Source organism: Curtobacterium sp. MCBA15_007 (genome assembly GCF_001864905.1).
Taxonomy (GTDB): Bacteria; Actinomycetota; Actinomycetes; order Actinomycetales; family Microbacteriaceae; genus Curtobacterium; species Curtobacterium poinsettiae.
On sequence record NZ_MJGM01000034.1, the window covers coordinates 17,721 to 39,725 of the forward strand.

Sequence of the window (22,005 nt, forward strand, 5' to 3'; positions counted from 1 at the left end):
GCCGCACCGTGGGACCACGCGCAGGCTCAGGCGGCGAACGGGTCCGGGGTGAGCACGTAGACGGTCTCGAGGTACTCCTCGATGCCCTCGTGTGCCCCCTCACGACCGAGGCCCGACGACTTCACGCCGCCGAACGGGAACGCCGCGTTCGACACGACGCCCGTGTTCAGGCCGAGCATGCCGGTCTCCAGGCGCTCGGCGAGCCGCTGACCACGCCGGAAGTCGGTCGTGAAGGCGTACGCGACGAGGCCGTACTCGGTGTCGTTCGCGAGCCGGATGCCCTCGTCCTCGGTGCTGAAGCGCGTGACCGACGCGACCGGTCCGAATATCTCCGTCGTCATGATCTCCGAGCCGGGCTGCACGTCGTCGATCACCGTCGCCTCGTAGAACGTGCCCGGACGGTCGATCCGGTGCCCGCCGGTGACGAGCCGCGCACCCCGGCCGACGGCGTCGTCGACGAGCCCGGCGGCCTTGTCCACGGCGCGGTCGTCGATGAGCGGTCCGAGCGTCGTGCCGTCCTCGGTGCCCCGGCCGACGCGCAGTGCGTCGACCTTCGCGGTGAGGGCTGCGACGAACGCGTCGGCGATGCCGTCCTGCACGAAGAACCGGTTCGCAGCGGTGCAGGCCTCGCCCGTGTTCCGGAACTTCGCGAGCATCGCGGCGTCCACAGCCGTGTCGAGGTCGGCGTCGTCGAACACGAGCAGCGGAGCGTTGCCGCCGAGCTCCATGCTCGTCTTGAGCACGTTGTCGGCCGCCTGCTTGAGCAGTGCCGACCCGACCGGGGTCGAGCCCGTGAACGTGAGCTTGCGCAGGCGCGGGTCGGCGATGATCGGTCCGGACAGTCCCTTGGCGTCGCTCGACGGGATCACGTTGAGCACACCGTCCGGCAGCCCCGCGCGGCGGAACAGCTCGACCAGGAACAGGGTCGTCAGCGGGGTCAGGTCGGCAGGCTTCGCGACCACGGTGCAACCGGCGGCCAGCGCTGGGCCGATCTTCCGGGTCGCCATCGCGAGCGGGAAGTTCCACGGCGTGATGGCGTAGACGGGGCCGACCGGACGCTTCAGCACGATCGCCCGGCCGGTGCCCTCGGGGTTCGTGCGGTAGTCGCCGGTGATGCGGACGGCCTCCTCCGAGAACCAGCGCAGGAACTCGCCGCCGTAGACGACCTCACCCCGGGCCTCGGCCAGGGGCTTGCCCATCTCGAGCGACATGAGGGCCGCCAGGTCGTCGGTGTGCTCGTGCACCAGGTCGAAGGCCCGGCGGAGGATGTCGGAACGCGTGCGCGGGGCCGTGGCCGCCCAGGACTCCTGCGCTGCGGCCGCGGCGTCGAGCGCGGCGATGCCGTCCTCGGCGCTGGCGTCGGCGACCTCGGCCAGCACGGCGCCGGTCGACGGGTCGTGCACGGCGAAGGTGGACCCGCTCGACGAGGCACGCCAGGTGCCGCCGATGAACAGGCCGGTGGGGACGCCCTGGACGCGGACGTGCTCGTCCCCGACGGTCGTCACGAGACGCGCGTCGTCCGCGGCGTCGGTGGTGGGGGTGTCGTTCGTGGTGGTTTCGGTCACAGTCGTGCTCCTCCTGGGTTCGCGAGGCCCTCGTCCATGTCGCTGCGGTCGACGTGTCCGCCGGCCGCCCGGATCTCGTCCAGCGCCCGGGCACTGCGCTCAGCGTCGACGCCGGCCACCAGGTCCTGGTACACGGCGACGTCGAGGCCCGCGGCACGGGCGTCGAGTGCCGATGCCCGGACACAGTGGTCGGTCGCCATCCCGACGACGTCGACCGTGTGCACGCGGCGTTCGGCGAGTACTGCGGCGAGCGGGACACCCGCCTCGGTCCGGGCCTGGAACGCCGAGTAGTCCGGCGTGCCCTGGCCCTTGAAGACCTCGACGTCGACCAGAGCGGCGTCGAGATCGGGATGGTAGTCGGCGCCCGGCGAGCCCGCGACGCAGTGCACCGGCCAGGTGTCCATGAAGTCGGGTCCCTCGGGTCCGGCGAAGTGCCCGCCGTTGTCGTCGTCGCCGTGGTGCCAGTCGCGGGACGCCACGATCAGGTCGTACTCGTCCCCGTGCCGACCGAGGAACGCGGTGATGCGCTCCGCGAGCGCCGCTCCCCCGGTGACCGCGAGCGCACCGCCCTCGGTGAAGTCGTTCTGGACGTCCACGACGAGCAGTGCTCTTGCCATGGATCCATCCAACACCCGTCGGCTCAGGAGCCGGTGAGCTTGCTCCCGCACGAGTAGGTGGCGGCCGTCACCGCGTCCAGTGCCGGCAGGGCGGCCGCGCGTGGTGAACCGATGGCGTAGAAGGCGAAGGTCAACCGGGAGCCGTCAGCAGCATCGATGTAGCCGCCGAGGGTGTTCGCGCTGTCGATCCAGCCGGTCTTCGCGTGCACCTTGCCGCGCGCGACGGCGTTCGCCCCGGTGAACCGGCTGGCGAGGGTGCCGGACTGCCCGGACACCGGCAGGGCGTTCGCGAGCGTCCCGAGGCCCTTCGCGCCCGAGGCGACCTGCACCATGAGGTGCGCGACGAACTCCGGCGGCACGGCGTTCGAGGCGCTCTCGCCCGAGCCGTCCTTGATCGTGATGCCGGCCGGGTCGAGGCCGTACGAGCGGAGCGCCGACTGGTACACCGATGTCAGTGAGGCCGCCGAGCCGTTCGACCCCGACTCCTTCGACGAGATCCGGGCGAGCATCTCGGCCAGGGTGTTGTCCGAGTTCGGGATCATCTGCCCGATGAGCGTCGACACCGGCTGCGAGTTCACCGTCGCGATCGTCTCGGTACCCGTGGTCGCACGCTTGACGATCTGCGCGGAACCTGCGCCCGCGACGCCCGCGTTGGCCAGTGCTGTCCGGAACGCGGCGCCGGCACGACCGACGGGGTCCTCCGACCGGGGCGAGGTCGCCGCGGCGGGGTTCGCCCGGTCACCGTCGACCATCAGCGCGGTGACCTCCGGCTGGTACCCGATGGTGCGCTCGGACACCGGCCACGTGGGGTCCCAGGCGTCGGCGTCGCTCCAGTAGGAGTCGTCGGTGACGATGGTGGTGATCGGGGTGTCGCCGACCTTGGCCTTCACCTGCTGCGCGAGCTGCGCGAGGGTCGGGGCGCCCGGGTAGACGGTGCCGCCACCGGCGGACAGGGTGGCGTCCCCGTGGCCGACCAGGGCAACGGTGTTCGCGGACTCCCGAGCGACCGTCGTCGGGATGCGGTGGTCGCCCCCGAGCACCGAGAGCGCGGTCGCCGAGGTGAGGGTCTTCATGACGCTGCCGGTCTGGGCAGCCCGCTCCCCGTTCTTCGAGAACAGGACCTTGCCCGTCTTCGCGTCCATCACGTACCCCTCGAAGTCGCCGAGGCCGCTCGCCGACGCGGCGGTGGCGATCGAACAGGTCCGGAGTGCGGACGGGCCGGCCAGGTCCTTCGGCACCGCACGGGCGGCCGCGGTCGGGGTCGGCGACGGCTTCGTCGTCGGGCGCTTCGTGGTGGTCGTCGAGTCCGGCGCCGAGGACCCGCCCCGGGTCGGGCTCGGCGCGGCGGCCGACCGGGAGTCCGAGGTCGTGGCCGCCGCGACGGCGACGGCCCCACCGGAACCGACCACGAGGAGCGCCGCGAGCCCACCCGCGATCCAGGGCACCGGGCGTCGCGCCGCGGAGGCACGCACCGCGGCGACGGCGGCGCGGAACCGCTCCGGGACGGAAGGCGGGGTGGGCTGCTGCTCGGACATCGCGACCGATCCTACGGAACTGCGGCAGGAGCCTCCAGGCCGGATGCGGGATCCGTGGCGGACGGGAGCCGGATCAGGGCGCCGTGGCGGGACCGTCGGCCGGGTAGCGGACCCCGACCTGGCGACGTGCCTCGTCCAGCACGGCCATGATCGCGACCGTCTCGTCCGGGTCCATCGGGCCGCCGTCCTGGCGGCCGGACGTGATCATCGACTCGAAGGCGCGCGCCTCGTGCGCGTAGCCGGCGAGCTCCTCGCGACCGTCGAACTCCTCGACCACGACGCCGTCACGATCGCGGATCCGCCAAGTGGTCGGCGTGTACCAGGTGGAGTCGATGTCGATGCGGCCGGACTCACCGATGACCGACGCCGTGTTCGGGCTGCGCAGGTCCATGCCGAAGTGGATCATCGACTGTGCGCCGCCCTCGTGCGTCATCACCAGGCCCATCTGCTCGTCGACGCCCTGCTCGCTCAGCGTGCCCGCCGCGACCAGCGCTGTCGGCACCCCGAGCACGTCCACCGCGAAGGACACCGGGTAGATCCCGAGGTCGAGCATCGCTCCCCCACCGAGTGCCGGGTCGCGCAGCCGGTGGTCGGGGTCCGTCGGCAGGGCCTGGTGGTGGGTCGCCTCGACGACCATCGGGCGGCCGATGCGGCCCTCGGCGACGACCTCGCGGATCATCGCCATCTGGGGCAGGAACCGCGTCCACATCGCCTCCATCACCGCGACACCCGCCTGCCTCGCGGCGTCGACGACCGTCCAGGCCTCGGCCGCGGTCATCGTGAAGGCCTTCTCGACCAGGACGTGCTTGCCCGCGCGGATCGCGAGCAGGGCGTCCTCGGCGTGCCGGACGTGCGGGGTCGCGACGTAGACCGCGTCGACCTGGTCGTCCGCGACGAGGTCCTCGTACGACCCGTGCGCCCGCTCGACGCCGAACTCGGCGGCGAAGGCCTCGGCGTGCGCGCCGGTGCGACTGCCCACAGCCGTGAACACGACGCCTGCCGCGGCGCAGTCACCCACGAAGGAGCGCGCGATGCCGCCTGTACCGATGACTCCCCAGCGAACCGTCATGGGTCCTGTCTACCAGCGCCGCGGCGGTGGCGCCTCGCGGTGCTGGGCTGCTGCGCGGGGCTGCCGGTGCTGTGCGGTGCTGGGCTGCTGCGCGGTGCGGCCGGTGCCGTGCGTCAGCGGCGGTGTTTGCCGAGCGCGGCGTCGGGAGCGGCCAGCGGGTGGTTCCGGAACCAGCGCAGGAGCTCGCGCGCGCGGCTGGTGTCCGCACTCGCGTCGCCCTGGGCGAGGAACGTGTCGAAGCCGTCGGGCAGGTCGCCATCGACCTCGCGGTGGAACGCCATCTTCCACTCGCCGAAGCGCCGGGTGTGGATGCGCTCCTCGACCAGCAGGCCGATCTCGGTGTGCCGCGGGTCGTCGGTGATCCGCCGGTAGGTCTCGAGCACGGCCGCTTCGGGACCCTCGAGCAGCTGCATGAACCGGCCGTCCTTGTAGACGAGCAGGCCGGACAGGTCGGACGCGGTGTTGTGCTCCCGCGCGTGCTCGAGCAACGCGTCGAGCAGCTCCTGGTCGAACACCTGGTTCGCCGCGCTCATGTAGACCAGGGACAGCAGCATGACGACCTCTCGGTGACGACGGAACGGGTTCCCACTCATCGTGGACCGCCCCGACGACGACGGGCAGCCCCAGAACGGGGAACGGCCCCACCCGCGCACCCGCGTCGAGGTTCGGGTCATCGACGCGAGCACACGGGTGTCGGGTCGTACGACCGGACTGATTCGGAGCCCCCGTCCGGGGGGTTTGGTCACTCCGCGTCGTAAGTGCGGACCCAGTCGATCTGGACGTGCCCCGGGGCGCCCCAGTTGCCGATCTGGAACATGTAGCGGTGCGGGGTGGTGGGCACGTTCCGCGGCACCGTGAACACGAGCTTGCCGTCGAGGTAGTACCGGATGATCTTCCCCGGCACCCACTCCGTCGTGTAGGTGTGCCAGTCGTTCCAGGACACCCGGGTGTTGTAGTGCTCGGTGCGGCGTTCGAGTCCCTGGAGCATCGAGTGGTGGAAGACCCGCGGGGAGCCGTCGAACTGGCCCTCCGGGTAGTTCAGCTCGCCGTCCGCCCAGGCGTTGGACGTCGGCCAGAGCATCACCGCGATCCCGTTGCCGTCGCCCCCGGTCGCCCGCGCACGGATGCTGAAGGTGCCGCCGACGTGCGACCAGGCGCCGGTGGGGGTGCCGAAGGTGCCGGCGGCGCCCCGCTCACCGTCCAACGCGACGTCCAGGTAGCCGTCGTGCGCGCTGATGAGCTCGTCCGAGTAGTACTTGCCGCCGGCGCCGTCGGGGTAGGGCTGCCACGAGTTCCGGTACGTCTCGGCGAAGGGACCACCGGCCGCAGCGGGGGTGTCGAAGTCTTCCGAGAAGGTCGGCTCACGGTCGGCCAGGTACGCCGGCCCGGTCGAGGACCCCGTCGGCGTCGCGGACGATGGGGCACCCGGCGACGCGGTCGACGCAGATGTCGCCCGCGACTCGGGCACGGCCGCTGCGGTCATCGCAAGCGCTCCGGCGGTGGCGGCGACCAGGACGACGACCAGCACACGCTTCAACACGGCGTCACTGCCGTCGGTGCGATGAGCTGGCGCTCGGTCATGGTGTCCCCCGTATCGCGGACAAGGTTAGTCCGCGCGAACGCCAGGGGTCTGTCCCTCGGGTGAGGGACACGGATTTCGTCCGGAGTACGAAAACCCCGGTCAGAGCCACTTCGAGCAGGCCTGACCGGGGTGTTCACGGAGCCGCCTGTCGGAATCGAACCGACGACCTATTCATTACGAGTGAATCGCTCTACCGACTGAGCTAAGGCGGCGCACACTCCATGTCCGGAGTGGCACGAGCAATGACTATACAGGTTCAGACGAGTGAACGCGAAACCAGCACGCCGAGCTCGGAGAAGGACCGTTCGAGTTCGTCGACCAGGTGGGTTCCGGCCTCGGAACCCGACCACTCCCACCACGCGTGGCGCAGGGCGGCGAGGGCGACGATGGCCGCGAGACCGGCGCGGCGACGGAGCGCATCGGCGTCCGCGGCGAGCTCGGGGTCGGCGCGCTCGAGCCGACGTGCGACGGCAGCCTGCAGTTCCGCCTGGAACTCCTTCATCGACGCCATCCGCCGGCTGAACAGCTCCGGGTTGGCGCGGAGGACCTGCTGCCGCTCCTCGATGAGTCCACGTTCCTCGATCAGTTCGCGCGTGGAGTGCACGAGCAGGGTGCCGATGTCAGCGAGCAGTTCACCGTTCGGCCCCCCGGCGACGAACGTCTGCAACGCCTGGTCGTCCGGCAGCTGCGGGTCGTCGCCGAGGATCGCCTGTTCCTTGCTCGGGAAGTAGTTGAAGAACGTCCGGGGCGAGACGTCGGCACGGCGGGAGATCTCGTCCACCGTCACCGCGCCGATGCCGTCCTCGATGGCGATCCGGAGCGCAGCCTGCTGGATGGCGCGCCGAGTGGCGCGGCGCTTCCGTTCGCGCAGGCCGGGTTCAGCGTCGGGCATGCCGTGATTCTCGCATGCCCGGCCTCAGCGGCGGGCGCGTGCGATCGTGACGAGCAGCGCTTCGAGGGCCAGCAGTGCCGCGACGTTCGCAGCGATGCGCTGACGCGCCAGGGCCACGGCGTCCAGCACCTGGAGCGCGGCGGCGGGCGGGGTCGTCGGCAGTGCGTGCTCGAGCTGCTCACGCATGGCCAGGTTGACCGGTTCCGCCGGAGCACCGAGCCCCATCAGGAGCAGGTCGCGGTACAGGGACGAGACGTCCACCAGGATCCGGTCGAGCCCGTCGCGCAGGCTCCGGGTCGCTCGGCGTTTCTGGTCGTCCTCGAGCGCACGGAGCTGCGACCGGAGTGCCGGCGGGATCGTCCCGCCCGGCTCGACACCGAGCGAGCGCAGGGCCGCGTCGCGTTCTTCCGAGTCGCGCTGCTCGGTGATGGACTTGGCGTCTTCGTCGGCGACGGCGAGGAGCTCGGCGGCAGCCATGACGGCGTCACCGACGCTCCGCACACCGAGCACGGTGGTCAGGGTCCGGCGTCGACGATCACGGGCCGGCTCGCTCGTGGCCAGGCGCTGCGCCATGCCGATGTGGCTCTGCGCCTGACGAGCGGCGTCCATCGCGAGAGCACGGTCGACACCGGTCCGGGCCACGAGCAGGTCGGCGACGGACTCGATGCCGGGCACACGCAGGCGGACCGAACGGACGCGCGACCGGATCGTCGGCAGCAAGTCGGCTTCACTGGGCGCGCAGAGTATCCACACCGTGCGCTCCGGTGGTTCCTCGAGCGCCTTGAGCAGCAGGTTCGAGGTCCGCTCGGTCATGCGGTCGGCGTCCTCGATGATGACGACGCGGTAGCGCCCGACCGACGGCGAGTAGTACGACGAGGTGACGAGCTGCCGGATCTCGTCGATCGTGATGATCACGCGCTGGGTCGTGAGCACCGAGACGTCGGGGTGGGTCTTCGCGGTGATCTGCCGCAGGGTGTGGTCGTCGTCGGGGCCGTTGCCCACGAGCGCAGCCGCGAAGGCGGTCGCCACGTTCGACCGACCGGACCCGGGCGGGCCGGTGATGAGCCACGAGTGGGTCATGCCGCCGGTACCGTCGGTCGACTCGGCTGCATTGCGCAGCGATGCGACCGCTTCTTCCTGCCCGGTCAGGCCGTCCCACACGCTCACGGGACCATCCTGTCAGTGACCACCGTCACGCTGCGTCGATCCCGACGAGCGGGGCGACCGCGCGACGGACTGCGTCCTGCACGGCATCGGTCGGAGCTGCGGCGTCGACCACGAGGAAGCGTGCGGGCTCGGCGTCCGCCATGGCGAGGAACGCCTGCCGGACGGACTCGTGGAACGCCGCGGCCTCGGATTCGAGGCGGTCGAAGGTGTCCCCCCGTGCCGCGGCCACCCGGGCACGCCCGAGCGTGACGTCGAGGTCGAGCAGGATCGTGAGGTCCGGTGCCAGGCCGTCGGCGGCCCATTCCGAGACCGAGCGGACCTGCTCGGCGCCGAGCCCCCGCGCGACACCCTGGTAGGCGACGGACGAGTCGATGTAGCGGTCCTGCAGCACGACGTCACCGCGTGCGATCGCCGGACGGACGACGGTCTCGACGTGCTGGGCGCGATCAGCCGCGTACAGCAGCGCCTCGGCCCGGGGCGCGATGTGGCCCCGCTCGTGCAGGACCATCTGGCGGATCCGGACGCCGAGGTCGGTGCCACCGGGCTCGCGGGTGCGCACCACCGTCCGGCCGTGCGCACCGAGCCACGCCGAGAGCAGCTCCGCCTGGGTCGTCTTGCCCGCGCCGTCGCCGCCCTCGAGCGTGATGAAGCGACCGGTCACTTCTTCTTGGCCGCCGTCCGACGAGCCGGGGTCTTCTTCTTGACGGGCCCCTTGGCGCGCTTGTCCGCGATGAGCTGGACGGCGCGGGCGTGGTCGACGGCCTCGACGTCCTCGCCCTTCGGGATGGTCGCGTTCGTCTCGCCGTCGGTGACGTACGGACCGAACCGGCCGTCCTTCATCTTGATCGCCTTGCCGGACACCGGGTCGGCGTCGAACTCCTTGAGCGCGGCACTGGCGGTGCGGCCGCCGTACTTCGGCTGTGCGAACAGCTCGAGTGCGCCGGGCAGGTCGATGTCGAAGATCGCGTCCTCGCCGGGCAGGGTCCGGGTGTCGGTCCCCTTCTTCAGGTACGGACCGTACCGGCCGTTCTGCGCCGTGATGTCGTTGCCGGTCTCCGGGTCCTGACCGACGACGCGGGGCAGGTCGAGGAGCTTCAGCGCGGTCTCGAGGTCGACCGTCTGCGGGTCCATCGACTTGAAGAGCGAAGCGGTGCGTTCCTTCGGAGCCGCGGCCTTCTTCGTCGTCTTCTTCGCGGGGGCCTTCTTCGCGGGGGCCTTCTTCGCCGTCGCCGTCTCGCTCGTCGCGGTCGCAGCAGCCGCCTCGTCCGCCGGGGCCTCTGCCGGTGCAGGCGACTCGACGACCTCGCCGGTCTTCGGGTCCACGGTGGGCTCGGGCTCCGGGGTGCGCTCGGTGACGTACGGACCGAAGCGGCCGTCCTTCGCCAGGACTTCCTTGCCGGTCTCCGGGTTGATCCCGACGACGCGGTCGCCGATCACCGGAGCGTCGACGAGTTCCTTCGCCTTCGCGACGGTCAGTTCGTCGGGGGCGAGGTCCTCGGGGACGTTGACGCGCCGGGGCTTCTCGGGGTCGTCGCTCGGCACCTCGATGTAGGGACCGTACCGACCGATCCGGAGCGTGAGGCCCGGAGCGAGCTCGACCGAGTTGATCTCGCGAGCGTCGATCTCACCGAGGTTGTCGATGACCGTCCGCAGGCCGCGCTGGTCGTCGTCGCCACCACCGAAGTAGAAGCCCTTGAGCCAGTCCACCCGGTCGGCGTCGCCGCGGGCGATGCGGTCGAGGTCTTCTTCCATCTCGGCGGTGAAGTCGTACTCCACGAGCTCGCCGAAGTACTCCTCGAGCAGGCGCACCACGCTGAAGGCGATCCAGTTCGGCACGAGTTGCGTGCCGCGGAGCGAGACGTAGCCGCGGTCGATGATCGTCGGGCTGATCGTGGGGTAGGTCGACGGGCGTCCGATCCCCAGCTCTTCCAGCGTCTTGATCAGGCTCGCCTCGGTGAAGCGCGGCGGCGGGGTGGTGTCGTGCCCCTTCGCCTCGACGTCGGTGACCGCGAGGTGCTCGCCCTTGGCCACGTTCGGCAGGGCGACGTCCTGGCCGGCGCGATCGCTGGACTCGTGGCGGTCCTCGTCGCGGCCTTCTTCGTACGCGCTGAGGAAGCCGCGGAAGGTGATGACGGTGCCGGAGGCGGTGAACTCGGCGTCGGTGCCGTTCGCGGTCGACGCGATGCCCTCCACCGACTCGGTGGAGGCGATGCCGAGCACGATCGACGCGGTCGAACCCTTGGCATCGGCCATCTGCGACGCGATGGTGCGCTTCCAGATGAGGTCGTAGAGACGCCACTCGACACCGGTCAGGGTGCCCTGGAGGTCCTGCGGGGTGCGGAAGGAGTCGCCTGCGGGACGGATCGCCTCGTGCGCCTCTTGCGCGTTCTTGCTCTTGCTCGCGTACAGGCGGGGCTTGTCGGGGACGGTGGCCGAGCCGTACAGGTCGGCCGCCTGCTTGCGGGCCGCGTCGATCGCCTGCTTCGAGAGCGAGACCGAGTCGGTACGGATGTAGGTGATGTACCCGTTCTCGTACAGCGTCTGCGCGGCACGGGCGGTCTGTCGCGGCGACAGACGGAGCTTGCGCGCGGCTTCCTGCTGGAGCGTCGACGTGGTGAACGGAGCGGCCGGGCGTCGCGTGTAGGGCTTCGAGTCGACGCTGCGGACGGTGGCGTCACCGGCGCGCTCGAGGACGGTCGTCAGCGACGCGGCAGCGGCCTCGTCGAGGCGGACGACGTCGCCGCTGAGCGCGCCGCGGTCGTCGAAGTCACGGCCGGAGGCGACGCGGGTGCCGTGGATCCGGGCGAGTCGCGCGGAGAAGGAGGACTCTCCGGCCTTCTCGAACCGGGCGGACAGGTCCCAGTAGTTGGCGGACACGAACGCCAGGCGCTCGCGCTCACGGTCGACCACGAGACGGGTGGCGGCGGACTGCACACGGCCGGCCGACAGTCCGGGGGCGACCTTGCGCCACAGGACCGGCGAGACCTCGTACCCGTAGAGACGGTCGAGGATGCGGCGGGTCTCCTGTGCGTCGACGAGGGCGGTGTCGAGCTCACGGGTGGCTTCCTGCGCGCGCTGGATCGCCTCCTTCGTGATCTCGTGGAAGACCATCCGCTTGACGGGGACCTTCGGCTTCAGGACCTGCAGCAGGTGCCATGCGATGGCTTCGCCCTCGCGGTCTTCATCTGTTGCGAGGTAGAGCTCGTCGGCGTCCTTCAGGGCGCGCTTCAGCTCGGAGACGGTCTTCTTCTTGGCGTCGGACACGACGTAGTACGGCTCGAAGCCGTTGTCGACGTCCACCGAGAACTTGCCGAGGGAGCCCTTCTTGAGCTCGGGCGGCAGGTTCTTCGGCTCGACGAGGTCGCGGATGTGTCCGACAGAGGCCTGGACTTCGTATCCGTCACCGAGGTATTGCGCGATCGTCTTCGCCTTCGCAGGGCTCTCGACGATCACGAGCTTCTTCGTGCCTGGCACGTGTCTCCTTGATCGATGGTGCTGATCGGCCCTGTCCACGAGCGTGTCCGGGTCGACCGGGACATCGGTGACCGCGGGCCGACAGGCACACCATACACATAGTGTTCGGGCGGGTTGCCTGCCGGACCGGCCACCGCGAGCGCGCCGGTGACGAACGGACCGGTGCCCACGACCACGCGGACCCGGGCCGTGGTCGCGAGGAGTTCGCAGGTGTCGAGGGTGGCCCCGTTCGCCGTCGCGATCCGGGTGGCGACCGCGCACGGCTCCCCCGACACGAGCCCGGTGGCGGCCGCAGCGGTCCCGACGGCCGCGGCGTCGGCGGCACCCTGTGCGCGGAGGGCCTGCGTGCGGTGGCCGGCTGCGGCGAGCGCCGTCGACCCGACGAGGACCCCCACGCCGAGGACCGCCACGAGCAGCACGGTCGCCGAGCCCCGTTGACCGTCGGGACGCACCACGTCAGCCCCCTCGGGCCACGGCGCACCCCGTCGCGGTCAGCGGGAGCGCCGCGAAGGGACCGGTCCCGCCGCGCGTGGCGTCGACGCACACCATGTCGCCGTCGGCCCGGACGACGATCGAGGCCCCCGGGGCGATCCGTTCGGCCGCGGACCGCCCCTGGGAGTCGTCGTCGCGACCGATCGCCCGCGCTGCGGTGGCGGCGGCGAGTTGCAGCCGACCCTGCGCATCGACGACGAGCACCGCCGCGACGAGCGCGGTCAGCACGAGGGCCACCACGGGCAGCGCGACCGCGAACTCGACCGTCACCGAGCCACGCTCACAGCGAGAGCGCGCCACGGACGAGGTCGGTGAGGATGGTCTGGACCTCGCCCGAGCGCATCACCGCGACGAGCACTCCGGCGAAGGCCACGGCGGCGAGGATGACGACCGCGTACTCGGCGGTGGCCGATCCCCGGTCGTCGCGCAGTCGGGCGCGCCACCGTGCGACGAGGGAACGGTGGCGACGGTGGCGGATGGCCCGACGGATGCGGTGGTCGGGAGGTGACGTGGTGCTCATGGAGTCCGTCCTTTCTGTTCGGTGGGACCAGCCTGTCCGGGCTGCGGTGGCGACGACGGCGTTCCGACCGCATCTGTGGAGAGGTCACCCCGGTCCGCCCACCGTGGAGGAGAGGACCCCCACCACCACGGGCACCACCCCCACGAGCACGAACGCCGGCAGGACGCACACCCCGAGCGGCAGCACCAGGCGCACGGCCAGGCGTTCCGCCGCCACGAGCCCGTCGGCAGCGGCTTCGTCGCGGACGTCCTCGGCAGCGCGTCGGAGCAGCCCCGCGGCGGGGACCCCAGCGCGCCGGGCGAGGTCGAGCACCTCCCGCAGACGATCGACGTCCCCCGCGGGTGGGACGGCTGCGGCGGACGCCTCGGCGACGGCCTGCCCGGCGGTGGTCCACGATCCGCCTCCGGCCACCGCCACGGCCCAGGCGTCGAGGAGCACCCCGGGGACGTGGCCGTCGGGCGTCGCGGAACGGACCAGCCGCGCCGTCCACCGTCGTCCGGCGAGGACGAGGGCTGCGGCGGTGCCCGAGCACACCCAGCCGGCCGGCGAACCGACCAGGACCTCGACGGCGCCCGCACCCCAGGCCGCCCCGAGGCCCAACCCGAAGAGCGGCAGCGCGAGGACGACGCGGGCGCTCGTCCGCGGACCGGCCAGGGCGACCCGGATCGCGCGGTCCGAGGCGGCGGCGCGCCGGAGCGCGCCGGCGAGCCCGCGGAGGGTCTCGGCGACGGGTGCTCCCGTCCGGTCCGCGACGCGCAGGACGACGGCGACGTCCTGCTGGGCCGGTCCGCCGGCGCCGGGCAGCCCGCCGACGAGCTGCCACGCTCGCGGCGGCGGGACACCCGCCGCGACCAGCGTCGCCACCCGGTCGAGCACCCCCGCCACCCGAGCGGGGCCGTCAGCGGTGTGTCGGCTCACCGCAGCCCGTCCACCGGGCGCACCTCGAGCCTCCCGTCCGGACCGACGTGCAACGTGCCCACGCCGCCGAGCCGCCGCTGTCCGGCTCGTCGCTCCACGTGCAGGACCAGGTCGAAGGCGCTGACGGCCTGCCGGGCCAGCGCCTCGGCACCGAGGCCGGCGAGCGCTCCGAGTGCTTCGAGGCGCGCAGCGACGTCGGCGATGCCGTTGGCGTGCACCGTGCCCGCTCCGCCGTCGTGCCCGGTGTTCAGGGCGGAGAGGAGTTCGCGGACCTCGGCGCCACGGCACTCCCCCACGACGATCCGGTCGGGTCGCATCCGGAGCGCTTCGCGCACGAGTCGGTCGAGACCGAGCCCGCCGACCCCCTCGGCGTTCGCCTGCCGCGCCTCGAGCGCGACGACGTGCGGGTGGGCGATCCGGAGCTCTGCGACGTCCTCCACCGTCACGATGCGCTCGTCGACGGGGACGCTCCCGAGCATCGCCGCGAGCAGGGTGGTCTTGCCGCTGCCGGTCGCACCGGTGACCAGGACGTTCCGGCGCGCGGCGACGGCGTCCTCGACGACCGACCGCGGAACGAACGCGAAGGTCCCGCCGCGTTCGAGGGCGGCGAGCGAGGGTCGGTGGACCTGTGGCAGTCGGATCGACACGGCGGTGCCCCCGACGGACACCGGGGCCAGGACGACGTGGACCCGGACACCGTCACCGTGCCGGACGTCCGCGCACGGCGTGGTCTCGTCGACGTGACGACCACCGAGCGCGACGAGGCGGGTCGCGAGTTCGCGGGCACGCGTCTCGGTCAGCCGAGGCTGGACGGCTTCGAGTCCGGTGCCGCGGTCGACCCACGTCCCCACGCCGCCGAGCACCAGGACGTCCGTCACGGCGGCGTCTGCCACCAGGGCCGCGAGTTCCTCGAACTCGACGACCACGGCCGCACGGCGACGTGCCGGCGGTGCGGCGCCGGGCAGGAACGGGGCGGAAGGAGGGGGCGGTGGCGAGAGCGCTGCCGACGCGGACGCAGACGCAGACGCAGACGACGTCAGCGCGTGCGACGCCGACGTGGACGTGGACGAACCACGCGCAAGCGGAGAAAGCGGAGGAGCACGGTGGAGTGGCATGCCGCCGACGGTAGGGAGCGCTCGAGGGCGCCGATCGGCCAGTCCCCACTTCTGTGGACAACACCGAGCTGCCCTACCAACGGACCGGTTTGTCCCCCGAAACGGAAAGCCGTACCCCGGTCGATGATCGGACACGGATGCCACCGGGATCACCCACCACCCCTGCTCCCGGCGTCCGGACTGGACGTAGCACCTGCTACGCAAGAACATGCAGAATGCATGCACGAGCATGGACCGGTCTGTCCACGCGACCGGCGTCCCTGTGCGGATCGGGGCACACGCCAGAGCCCGACGAGCGGCCGATGCTCGAGTCAGACCCCGGGAAACAGAAGAGGCGGCACCGGTTGGGGGGAACAGGTGCCGCCTTGACATCGAGGGATTGGGGGGAATCCGATTCGATGCCGCCGGAAACGAGTCCAGCGAGAACTACTGTACCCCACGATCACCCCTCCGGGGCAACCCCGGACACGACCTCCGGGCGTGCCGCACCCCGACCCGGCCGAGGGGTAGTCTCCGGATGCACGCAGGCACCGGCGACGGATGCCACCAGAGGCCGCAACGACGCGAAAGGACATCGATGTCCACTCCGACCCAGACCGACCCCCGAGGCGACGACGGAGCGACGTTCGCGCCGCCACCCGAGTTTGTGGCCGACGCGGTCGCCGGCGAGGACCTCCACCACGCAGCCGCAGCGGACCGCGAGGCATTCTGGGCCGAGCAGTCCCGGTCCCTGCTCGACTGGCGCACCCCGTTCACGCAGACCCTGGACTGGTCAGGCGCCCCGTTCGCGAAGTGGTTCGCCGACGGCACGCTCAACGTCGCCGAGAACTGCCTCGACCGGCACGTGCGGGCGGGCAACGGCGACCGTGTCGCGATCCACTTCGAGGGTGCCCCGGGCGACACGCGCCGGATCACCTACGCCGAGCTCACCGCCGAGGTGCAGCGCGCCGCGAACATGCTCACCGACCTCGGTGTCGGCCAGGGCGACCGCGTGGTCGTCTACCTGCCGCTCATCCCCGAGGCCGTCGTGACGATGCTCGCCGTCGCCCGCATCGGCGCCGTGCACTCGGTCGTCTTCGGTGGGTTCAGTGCCGAGAGCCTCCGTGCCCGCATCGAGGACGCCGGCGCGAAGCTCGTCGTCACCGCGGACGGCGGGTGGCGGCGCGGTGCCGTCTCACCACTCAAGCCCGCAGTCGACGAGGCGCTGACCGGCGAGGGCACCGACACGGTCGAGCACGTCCTGGTCGTCAAGCGCGGCGGCAACGACATCGCGTGGAACGACCGCGACGTGTGGTGGCACGACGAGCTGGCGAAGGCGGCACCGACCCACGAGGCCCAGGCGTTCCCCGCCGAGACGCCGCTGTTCATCCTGTACACCTCGGGCACGACCGGGAAGCCGAAGGGCATCGTGCACACCTCCGGCGGCTACCTGACCCAGGCGGCGTACACGCACAAGAACGTCTTCGACATGCACCCGGAGAAGGACGTGTACTGGTGCACCGCCGACATCGGCTGGATCACCGGTCACTCCTACGTCGTCTACGGCCCGCTCACCAACGGCGTCACCCAGGTGCTCTACGAAGGCACGCCGGACGAGCCGAAGCCCGGCCGCTGGTGGGACCTGGTCGACGCGTACGGCGTCACCGTCCTGTACACTGCGCCCACCGCGGTCCGTGCGGCGATGAAGGCCGGCCGGCAGATCCCGGAGGCCCGCAGCCTCGAGACCCTCCGCCTGCTCGGCAGCGTCGGCGAGCCGATCAACCCCGAGGCGTGGCAGTGGTACCGGCAGGTCATCGGCCACGACCGCACGCCGATCGTCGACACGTGGTGGCAGACCGAGACCGGCGCGATCATGATCTCCGCCCTGCCCGGCGTCACGAAGCTCAAGCCCGGTGCCGCGCAGACGCCACTGCCCGGCATCGTCGCCGAGATCGTCGACGACGACGGCAACCGCGCCGAACCGGGCGAGAGTGGCTACCTCACCATCACCGAGCCGTGGCCGTCGATGGCGCGCGGGATCTGGAACGACCCGGACCGCTTCGTCGAGACCTACTGGTCTCGGTTCCCCGGCCGCTACTTCGCCGGAGACGGTGCGCGGCTCGACGGCGAGGGCGACATCTGGGTGCAGGGTCGCGTCGACGACGTCATGAACGTCTCGGGACACCGCCTGTCCACCGCTGAGATCGAGTCCGCCCTGGTCGGCCACGAGGGCGTCGCCGAGGCCGCCGTGGTCGGCGCCGCCGACGAGACCACCGGGCAGGCCGTCGTCGCCTTCGTCATCCTGACCGCCGAGGCCGCCGCCGACGTCGACCGCGAGACCGTCGCCGCAGAGCTCCGCAACTGGGTCGGCAAGCGGATCGGCGCGATCGCGAAGCCGCGCCAGGTCGTCATCGTGCCGGAGCTGCCGAAGACACGTTCCGGCAAGATCATGCGGCGGCTGCTCCGCGACGCGGCCGAGGGCCGTCGCATCGGCGACACGACGACGCTGGCCGACCCGGCGATCATGGCGACCATCGCGGAACTCATGTAGTCCGTGTCACGCAGGTGGGGCCTCCAGTCCATGTCGGACGGGAGGCCCCACCTGCGTTCGCTTCACTGCTGACGGTCCGTCAGGACGTCAGTTCCACCACCAGCTCGACCTCGACCGGCGCATCCAGCGGGAGCACCGCGACGCCCACCGCGCTCCGCGCGTGGACGCCGGCGTCGCCGAAGACCTCGCCGACCAGGGTCGACGCGCCGTTGGCGACGCCGGGCTGACCGGTGAACGACGGGTCCGACGCGACGAAGACGGTGACCTTGACGACACGGGCCACGCGGTCGAGCGAACCGGCGACCGACTGCACGGCGGCCAGGGCGTTCAGCGCGGCCACGCGAGCCTGGGCGGCAGCGGTCTCCGCGTCGACGTCGGTACCGACCTTGCCGGTCACGGGCAGTGTGCCGTCGACGAAGGGCAGCTGGCCCGCCGTGTAGACGTACTGGCCCGTCACGACGGCGGGCACGTAGGCGGCGACGGGCGCGGCGACCGCAGGGATCGTCAGGCCGAGTTCGGCGAGTCGGTCCGAGACGCTCATGCGTCGGCCTTGGGGCGCTTCAGGTAGGCGACGAGGCCACCCTCGGGTCCGGTGACGATCTGGACCAGCTCCCAACCCTCGTCCCCGTAGTTGTTGAGGATCGCGGTGGTGTTGTGGATCATCAGCGGCGTGGTGAAGTACTCCCAGCGAGTCATGCGGTTCCTTGCCAGCCTTTCAGTCGGGGGTGTCGTTTAGGCTGCATCCTATGTCTGCCCAGAAGACGTCTGCATCGCGGACCAAGCCCGTCTCAGCAGTCGGCGCCTTCATCGGATTCGTCGGGTTCAGTGCCCTCGCCGGCCTGCTCGTCACGATCGGCGTCACGCCGGCCATCGCCGTCGCCGGTGTCACGACGACGTCCACGATCGGCGTGTTCGAGTCCCTGCCGGAGTACATCGAGATCGGTGACCTGCCGCAGCGCAACGAGCTGTACGCGTACTCGGGCGGCAAGTCCGTGCACTTCGCCACCCTGTACGACCAGAACCGCCAAGAGCTGAAGTTCGACCAGATCAGCGACCAGCTGAAGAACGCGGCGATCGACGGCGAGGACAAGCGCTTCTACGACCACGGCGGCGTCGACATGACGTCGCTCATCCGCGCCGGTGTGGGCAGCATCGCGGGCGGCCTCGGCGACTCGGGCGGTGGGTCGACGCTGACCATGCAGCTCGTCCGCAACATCAAGATGAACGAAGCCCTGAACCTCCCCACCAAGAAGGAGCAGGAGAAGGCTTACAACGAGGCCGTCGAGCAGACCATTCCCCGCAAGCTCGAGGAGATGAAGCTCGCGATCGGGCTGGCGAAGAAGTACTCCAAGAAGGAGATCCTCACCGCCTACCTGAACATCGCCTACTTCGGCGACCAGACGTACGGCGTCCAGGCCGCGGCGCAGCACTACTACAACAAGAGCGCCACCGACCTGACCCCGGCCGAGGCCGCGTCGCTCATCGCGATCGTGCAGTACCCCGAGGCGCGCAACCTGTCGAACCCGAAGAAGTACGACGCCAACGTCGCCAGACGCAACGTCGTGCTCCGATCGATGTACGCCCAGAAGAACCTCACCGAGGCCGAGTACCGCAAGGCCCGCCTGTCGAAGCCGGCGGACTACGTGCACCTGACGCAGCCCTCGCAGGGGTGCCGGTCCTCGGTCGGCGACGGCTCGCAGTTCTTCTGCGACTACGCCAAGAAGGTCGTGCTCGAGATGTCGCAGCTCGGCTCCTCGCAGAAGGCCCGCGACACCGCGTGGCGCAACGGCGGCTACAAGATCCAGACGACGCTGAACATCGATCTGAACGCCGAGCAGAAGCGCCTGCTGAACACCTACGACAACAAGGCCGAGACGAACCTGGCCCTGGGGTCGACGCTCAACTCGATCGAGGCCGGTTCGGGGCGCATCATCACGATGGCGCAGAACAAGGACTTCGACGAGTCGCTGAAGTCCGCACCCACGTCGACCAGCATCAACTACAGCGTCGACTACAAGTACGGCAGCTCGGGCGGCTTCCAGACGGGCTCAACGTACAAGCTGTTCACCCTGCTCGACTGGGTCAAGGCCGGACACGGCTTGAACGAAACCGTGAGCGGCGCGGAACGGACCATTTCCCCTTGGACCATTTGTGGGGAAACCGTTGGAACCCCCTTCCCGGTGTCGAACGACGCTCCGGGCGAGGGCGGCAACTGGAGCGTGATGGGAGCCACTGCTGGCTCGATCAACGGTGCGTTCGCCTCGATGGCCCAGAAGCTCGACCTCTGCGACATCCGTGACATCGCGCAGTCGCTCGGTGTCCACCGGGCGGACGGCGGAGAGCTCCAGTACCAGAACCCTTCCGCGATCCTTGGCACGAACGAGATCGCTCCGATGACCATGGCAGCTGCCTACGCGGCCGTCGCGAACAACGGCATCTACTGCAAGCCGATCGCCATCGACGAGATCACCTCCCCGTCCGGCAAGAAGCTGGGCGGTCAGACCAAGGACTGCCAGCAGGCCGTCGATCCGGCCTTCGCCCAGGCGGCCATCTACGCGATGAAGGGCACGATCAGGAGCGGAACGGCAGTGGGCGCGCAGACGCCCGACGGAACCCAGCTGTTCGGCAAGACGGGTACCACCGACGAGGCTGACCAGATCTGGCTCGTCGGTGCGAGCTCGCGAGTCGCCACCGCCTACTGGCAGGGCAACACCGACGGTAAGAAGAACAACCTCCGTCACTACAGCAACGGTGTCGGCGGTACGTACGCCGGAGACCGCGCCAAGGTGTGGCGCGAGGCCATGACCCCGATCAACGCGATCTACCCCGCTGGCCCGTTCACGGACCCACAGCAGACCGCGATCCGCGGCAACGCCAAGGCCCTGCCGAACCTGCAGGGCAAGACGGCTGACGAGGCCCGCGCGGCGATCTCGGGCGCCGGGTTCACCTACGTCGACGGCGGTGCGCGCCCCGGCCCGGGGAACCCCGGTTCCGTGACCTCCACCTCCCCGGCGGCGGGTGCGCTCTTGTCCTCGGGCTCGAGCGTCACCGTCTACACGTCGGACGGCACCCAGGCGACCGTTCCGGAGATCGGCGGCAACTCCCTCGGGGATGCCCGCTCGGCCCTGAACGACGCCGGCTTCACCAACGTCAGCATCACCGATGACTACGCCAAGGGCGGCGGCGGCAAGACCTGCAAGGTCGCCGCGGTCGACCCGGCGATCAGCTCCACGGCGAACAAGGACGACCAGGTGCGGATCAAGCTCTACGGCGACAAGGACGGCAAGGCTCCCAAGGACTGCAAGTGACCCGCAGCCGCGCCGCACTCGGCGTCCTCGCTGCCGGCGCGGCCGTCGGGGCTGCTTCGGCAGCGTGGGGTTCGCTCGTCGAACGTCGCCGCTTCGGGATCCGGTGGGAGACCGTCCCGGTGCTCCCGCGGGGTTCCCGTGACGTGACGGTCCTGCACCTGTCCGACATCCACATGGCCCCGTGGCAGGCCGACAAGCAGCAGTGGCTGCGCGACCTGAGCCTGGTCGAACCGGACTTCATCGTGAACACCGGGGACAACCTCGGCCACGCGACCGCGAACGCTGCCGTGGAGTACGCGCTCGAGCCGTTCCGCGGGGTGCCCGGGGTGTTCGCCTACGGGTCGAACGACTTCTTCGGGCCGTCCCCGCGCAACCCGCTCAAGTACTTCTCGGGCCCGAGCCGGATGCACAAGGCGGCGGAGCCCGTCGGTCTCGACATCGACCGGCAGACGGCGTTCTTCGAGTCGCTCGGCTGGCTCGACCTGAACGACCAGGCGCACGCGATCGAGCTCCGCGGCTCCCGGTTCGAGCTGTTCGGCACCTCGGACGCGCACCGCGACTGGGACCGCCTCGACCTGCTGCCCACCAACGTCGACGAGATGCGCAGCGACGTGCCGTGGTCCGAGGACGAGGACGGCCCCGCTCCCGTCGCGATCGGTGTCACGCACGCCCCATACCGCCGTGTGCTCGACGCGTTCGTGACGCAGGGCGCCGACATCATCTTCGCCGGGCACACCCACGGCGGCCAGGTCGCGGTCCCCGGGGTCGGTGCGCTCGTCACGAACTGTGACCTCCCCCGCCGGTACGCCAGCGGGCTGCACAAGTGGGAGCACCGCAACCACTGGTCGTGGCTCGAGGTCTCGGCAGGCCTCGGCACCTCGATCTACGCGCCCGTCCGGTTCGCCTGCCGACCCGAGGCCGTCGCTGTCACCCTCACCGCACGGGCTTCCTGAACCGACGCGCCCGGGAGTTCGCCGGATGGTCGTGAGCACCCTGGATCATCGGATAGTATTGTCTGGTTGCTCCGGTACGGAGTGATCACACCGCGGGGTGTGGCGCAGCTTGGTAGCGCGCCTCGTTCGGGACGAGGAGGTCGCAGGTTCAAATCCTGTCACCCCGACACTGTGTTGAGACAGTACGAAGAAGGCCCTGGTTCTCCGGAACCAGGGCCTTCTGCTTTCCCCGGACACCCTCGACATCGAAGAACCACTCCAGGTCCCG

20 protein-coding genes and 2 tRNA genes are annotated in these 22,005 nt (G+C 70.8%); 4 read left to right on the plus strand and 18 right to left on the minus strand.

Going from position 1 to position 22,005, the window contains the following annotated elements; translation table 11 throughout:
• Positions 1–26: 26 nt before the first annotated feature.
• From BIU95_RS12740 to BIU95_RS12815, 16 genes are all read right to left on the minus strand, one after another.
• Positions 27–1,505, minus strand: coding sequence for an NAD-dependent succinate-semialdehyde dehydrogenase (locus tag BIU95_RS12740; protein ID WP_071251890.1), 1,479 nt, complete (start codon positions 1,503–1,505; stop codon positions 27–29).
• A gap of 56 nt (positions 1,506–1,561) precedes the next feature.
• Positions 1,562–2,182: an isochorismatase family protein gene (locus BIU95_RS12745; RefSeq protein ID WP_071251844.1), complete on the minus strand. Its 621-nt coding sequence runs from the start codon at positions 2,180–2,182 to the stop codon at positions 1,562–1,564.
• A gap of 23 nt (positions 2,183–2,205) precedes the next feature.
• Positions 2,206–3,717 (minus strand): D-alanyl-D-alanine carboxypeptidase/D-alanyl-D-alanine-endopeptidase, encoded by a 1,512-nt coding sequence (gene dacB / locus BIU95_RS12750; protein WP_083389370.1) that lies wholly within the window; start codon positions 3,715–3,717, stop codon positions 2,206–2,208.
• A gap of 73 nt (positions 3,718–3,790) precedes the next feature.
• Positions 3,791–4,786: a Gfo/Idh/MocA family protein gene (locus BIU95_RS12755; RefSeq protein WP_071251845.1), complete on the minus strand. Its 996-nt coding sequence runs from the start codon at positions 4,784–4,786 to the stop codon at positions 3,791–3,793.
• Between the two features lie 113 nt (positions 4,787–4,899).
• Positions 4,900–5,460: a BLUF domain-containing protein gene (locus BIU95_RS12760; protein WP_139179790.1), complete on the minus strand. Its 561-nt coding sequence runs from the start codon at positions 5,458–5,460 to the stop codon at positions 4,900–4,902.
• 68 nt (positions 5,461–5,528) lie between these two features.
• Positions 5,529–6,326, minus strand: coding sequence for a glycoside hydrolase family 16 protein (locus tag BIU95_RS12765; protein WP_071251846.1), 798 nt, complete (start codon positions 6,324–6,326; stop codon positions 5,529–5,531).
• A 181-nt stretch (positions 6,327–6,507) separates the two neighbouring features.
• Positions 6,508–6,580 (minus strand) — tRNA-Thr (locus tag BIU95_RS12770).
• A 44-nt stretch (positions 6,581–6,624) separates the two neighbouring features.
• A complete protein-coding gene (locus tag BIU95_RS12775) occupies positions 6,625–7,260 on the minus strand; it encodes a TetR/AcrR family transcriptional regulator (protein WP_071251847.1) in 636 nt (211 codons plus the stop codon).
• Positions 7,261–7,284: 24 nt separating this feature from the next.
• Positions 7,285–8,427: a DNA polymerase III subunit delta' gene (locus tag BIU95_RS12780; protein WP_017888709.1), complete on the minus strand. Its 1,143-nt coding sequence runs from the start codon at positions 8,425–8,427 to the stop codon at positions 7,285–7,287.
• Positions 8,428–8,452: 25 nt separating this feature from the next.
• Positions 8,453–9,088: a dTMP kinase gene (tmk, locus tag BIU95_RS12785; RefSeq protein ID WP_017888708.1), complete on the minus strand. Its 636-nt coding sequence runs from the start codon at positions 9,086–9,088 to the stop codon at positions 8,453–8,455.
• Positions 9,085–11,901 (minus strand): type I DNA topoisomerase, encoded by a 2,817-nt coding sequence (topA, locus tag BIU95_RS12790; protein ID WP_071251848.1) that lies wholly within the window; start codon positions 11,899–11,901, stop codon positions 9,085–9,087. The genes tmk and topA overlap by 4 nt, the downstream gene beginning before the upstream one ends.
• Positions 11,877–12,356: an Rv3654c family TadE-like protein gene (locus BIU95_RS12795; protein ID WP_056070758.1), complete on the minus strand. Its 480-nt coding sequence runs from the start codon at positions 12,354–12,356 to the stop codon at positions 11,877–11,879. The genes topA and BIU95_RS12795 overlap by 25 nt, the downstream gene beginning before the upstream one ends.
• Before the next feature lies 1 nt (position 12,357).
• Positions 12,358–12,663 carry a TadE family type IV pilus minor pilin gene (locus BIU95_RS12800; RefSeq protein ID WP_052481773.1) on the minus strand — a complete coding sequence of 102 codons (306 nt, stop codon included), beginning with the start codon at positions 12,661–12,663 and terminating at the stop codon, positions 12,358–12,360.
• A gap of 10 nt (positions 12,664–12,673) precedes the next feature.
• Positions 12,674–12,913, minus strand: a complete 240-nt coding sequence (locus tag BIU95_RS12805; RefSeq protein WP_071251849.1) for a DUF4244 domain-containing protein — start codon at positions 12,911–12,913, stop codon at positions 12,674–12,676.
• 84 nt (positions 12,914–12,997) lie between these two features.
• Positions 12,998–13,831 carry a type II secretion system F family protein gene (locus BIU95_RS12810; RefSeq protein ID WP_042538868.1) on the minus strand — a complete coding sequence of 278 codons (834 nt, stop codon included), beginning with the start codon at positions 13,829–13,831 and terminating at the stop codon, positions 12,998–13,000.
• Positions 13,828–14,757, minus strand: a complete 930-nt coding sequence (locus tag BIU95_RS12815; protein WP_071251850.1) for a CpaF family protein — start codon at positions 14,755–14,757, stop codon at positions 13,828–13,830. Before BIU95_RS12815 ends, BIU95_RS12810 begins: the two co-directional genes overlap by 4 nt.
• A gap of 766 nt (positions 14,758–15,523) precedes the next feature.
• On the opposite strand from BIU95_RS12815, the gene acs reads away from it, so the two are divergent.
• Positions 15,524–17,476: an acetate--CoA ligase gene (gene acs / locus BIU95_RS12820; RefSeq protein ID WP_071251851.1), complete on the plus strand. Its 1,953-nt coding sequence runs from the start codon at positions 15,524–15,526 to the stop codon at positions 17,474–17,476.
• A gap of 79 nt (positions 17,477–17,555) precedes the next feature.
• Here the strand turns inward: acs and BIU95_RS12825 are convergent, their stop codons facing one another.
• Together BIU95_RS12825 and BIU95_RS18335 are read right to left on the minus strand one after the other, a co-directional pair.
• Positions 17,556–18,017 (minus strand): RidA family protein, encoded by a 462-nt coding sequence (locus BIU95_RS12825; RefSeq protein WP_071251852.1) that lies wholly within the window; start codon positions 18,015–18,017, stop codon positions 17,556–17,558.
• Positions 18,014–18,172, minus strand: coding sequence for a DUF4177 domain-containing protein (locus BIU95_RS18335; protein ID WP_017888699.1), 159 nt, complete (start codon positions 18,170–18,172; stop codon positions 18,014–18,016). The genes BIU95_RS12825 and BIU95_RS18335 overlap by 4 nt, the downstream gene beginning before the upstream one ends.
• A 50-nt stretch (positions 18,173–18,222) precedes the next feature.
• Here BIU95_RS18335 and BIU95_RS12830 point away from each other — a divergent pair, with 50 nt between their 5' ends.
• The 3 genes from BIU95_RS12830 (at position 18,223) to BIU95_RS12840 (ending at position 21,904) form a co-directional block, all read left to right on the plus strand.
• Positions 18,223–20,784 carry a transglycosylase domain-containing protein gene (locus tag BIU95_RS12830; RefSeq protein WP_052481775.1) on the plus strand — a complete coding sequence of 854 codons (2,562 nt, stop codon included), beginning with the start codon at positions 18,223–18,225 and terminating at the stop codon, positions 20,782–20,784.
• Complete coding sequence (locus BIU95_RS12835) at positions 20,781–21,737, plus strand: metallophosphoesterase (protein WP_071251853.1); 957 nt, start codon at positions 20,781–20,783, stop codon at positions 21,735–21,737. The genes BIU95_RS12830 and BIU95_RS12835 overlap by 4 nt, the downstream gene beginning before the upstream one ends.
• A 93-nt stretch (positions 21,738–21,830) precedes the next feature.
• Positions 21,831–21,904, plus strand: a tRNA-Pro gene (locus BIU95_RS12840).
• The last annotated feature ends 101 nt before the right edge of the window (positions 21,905–22,005 follow it).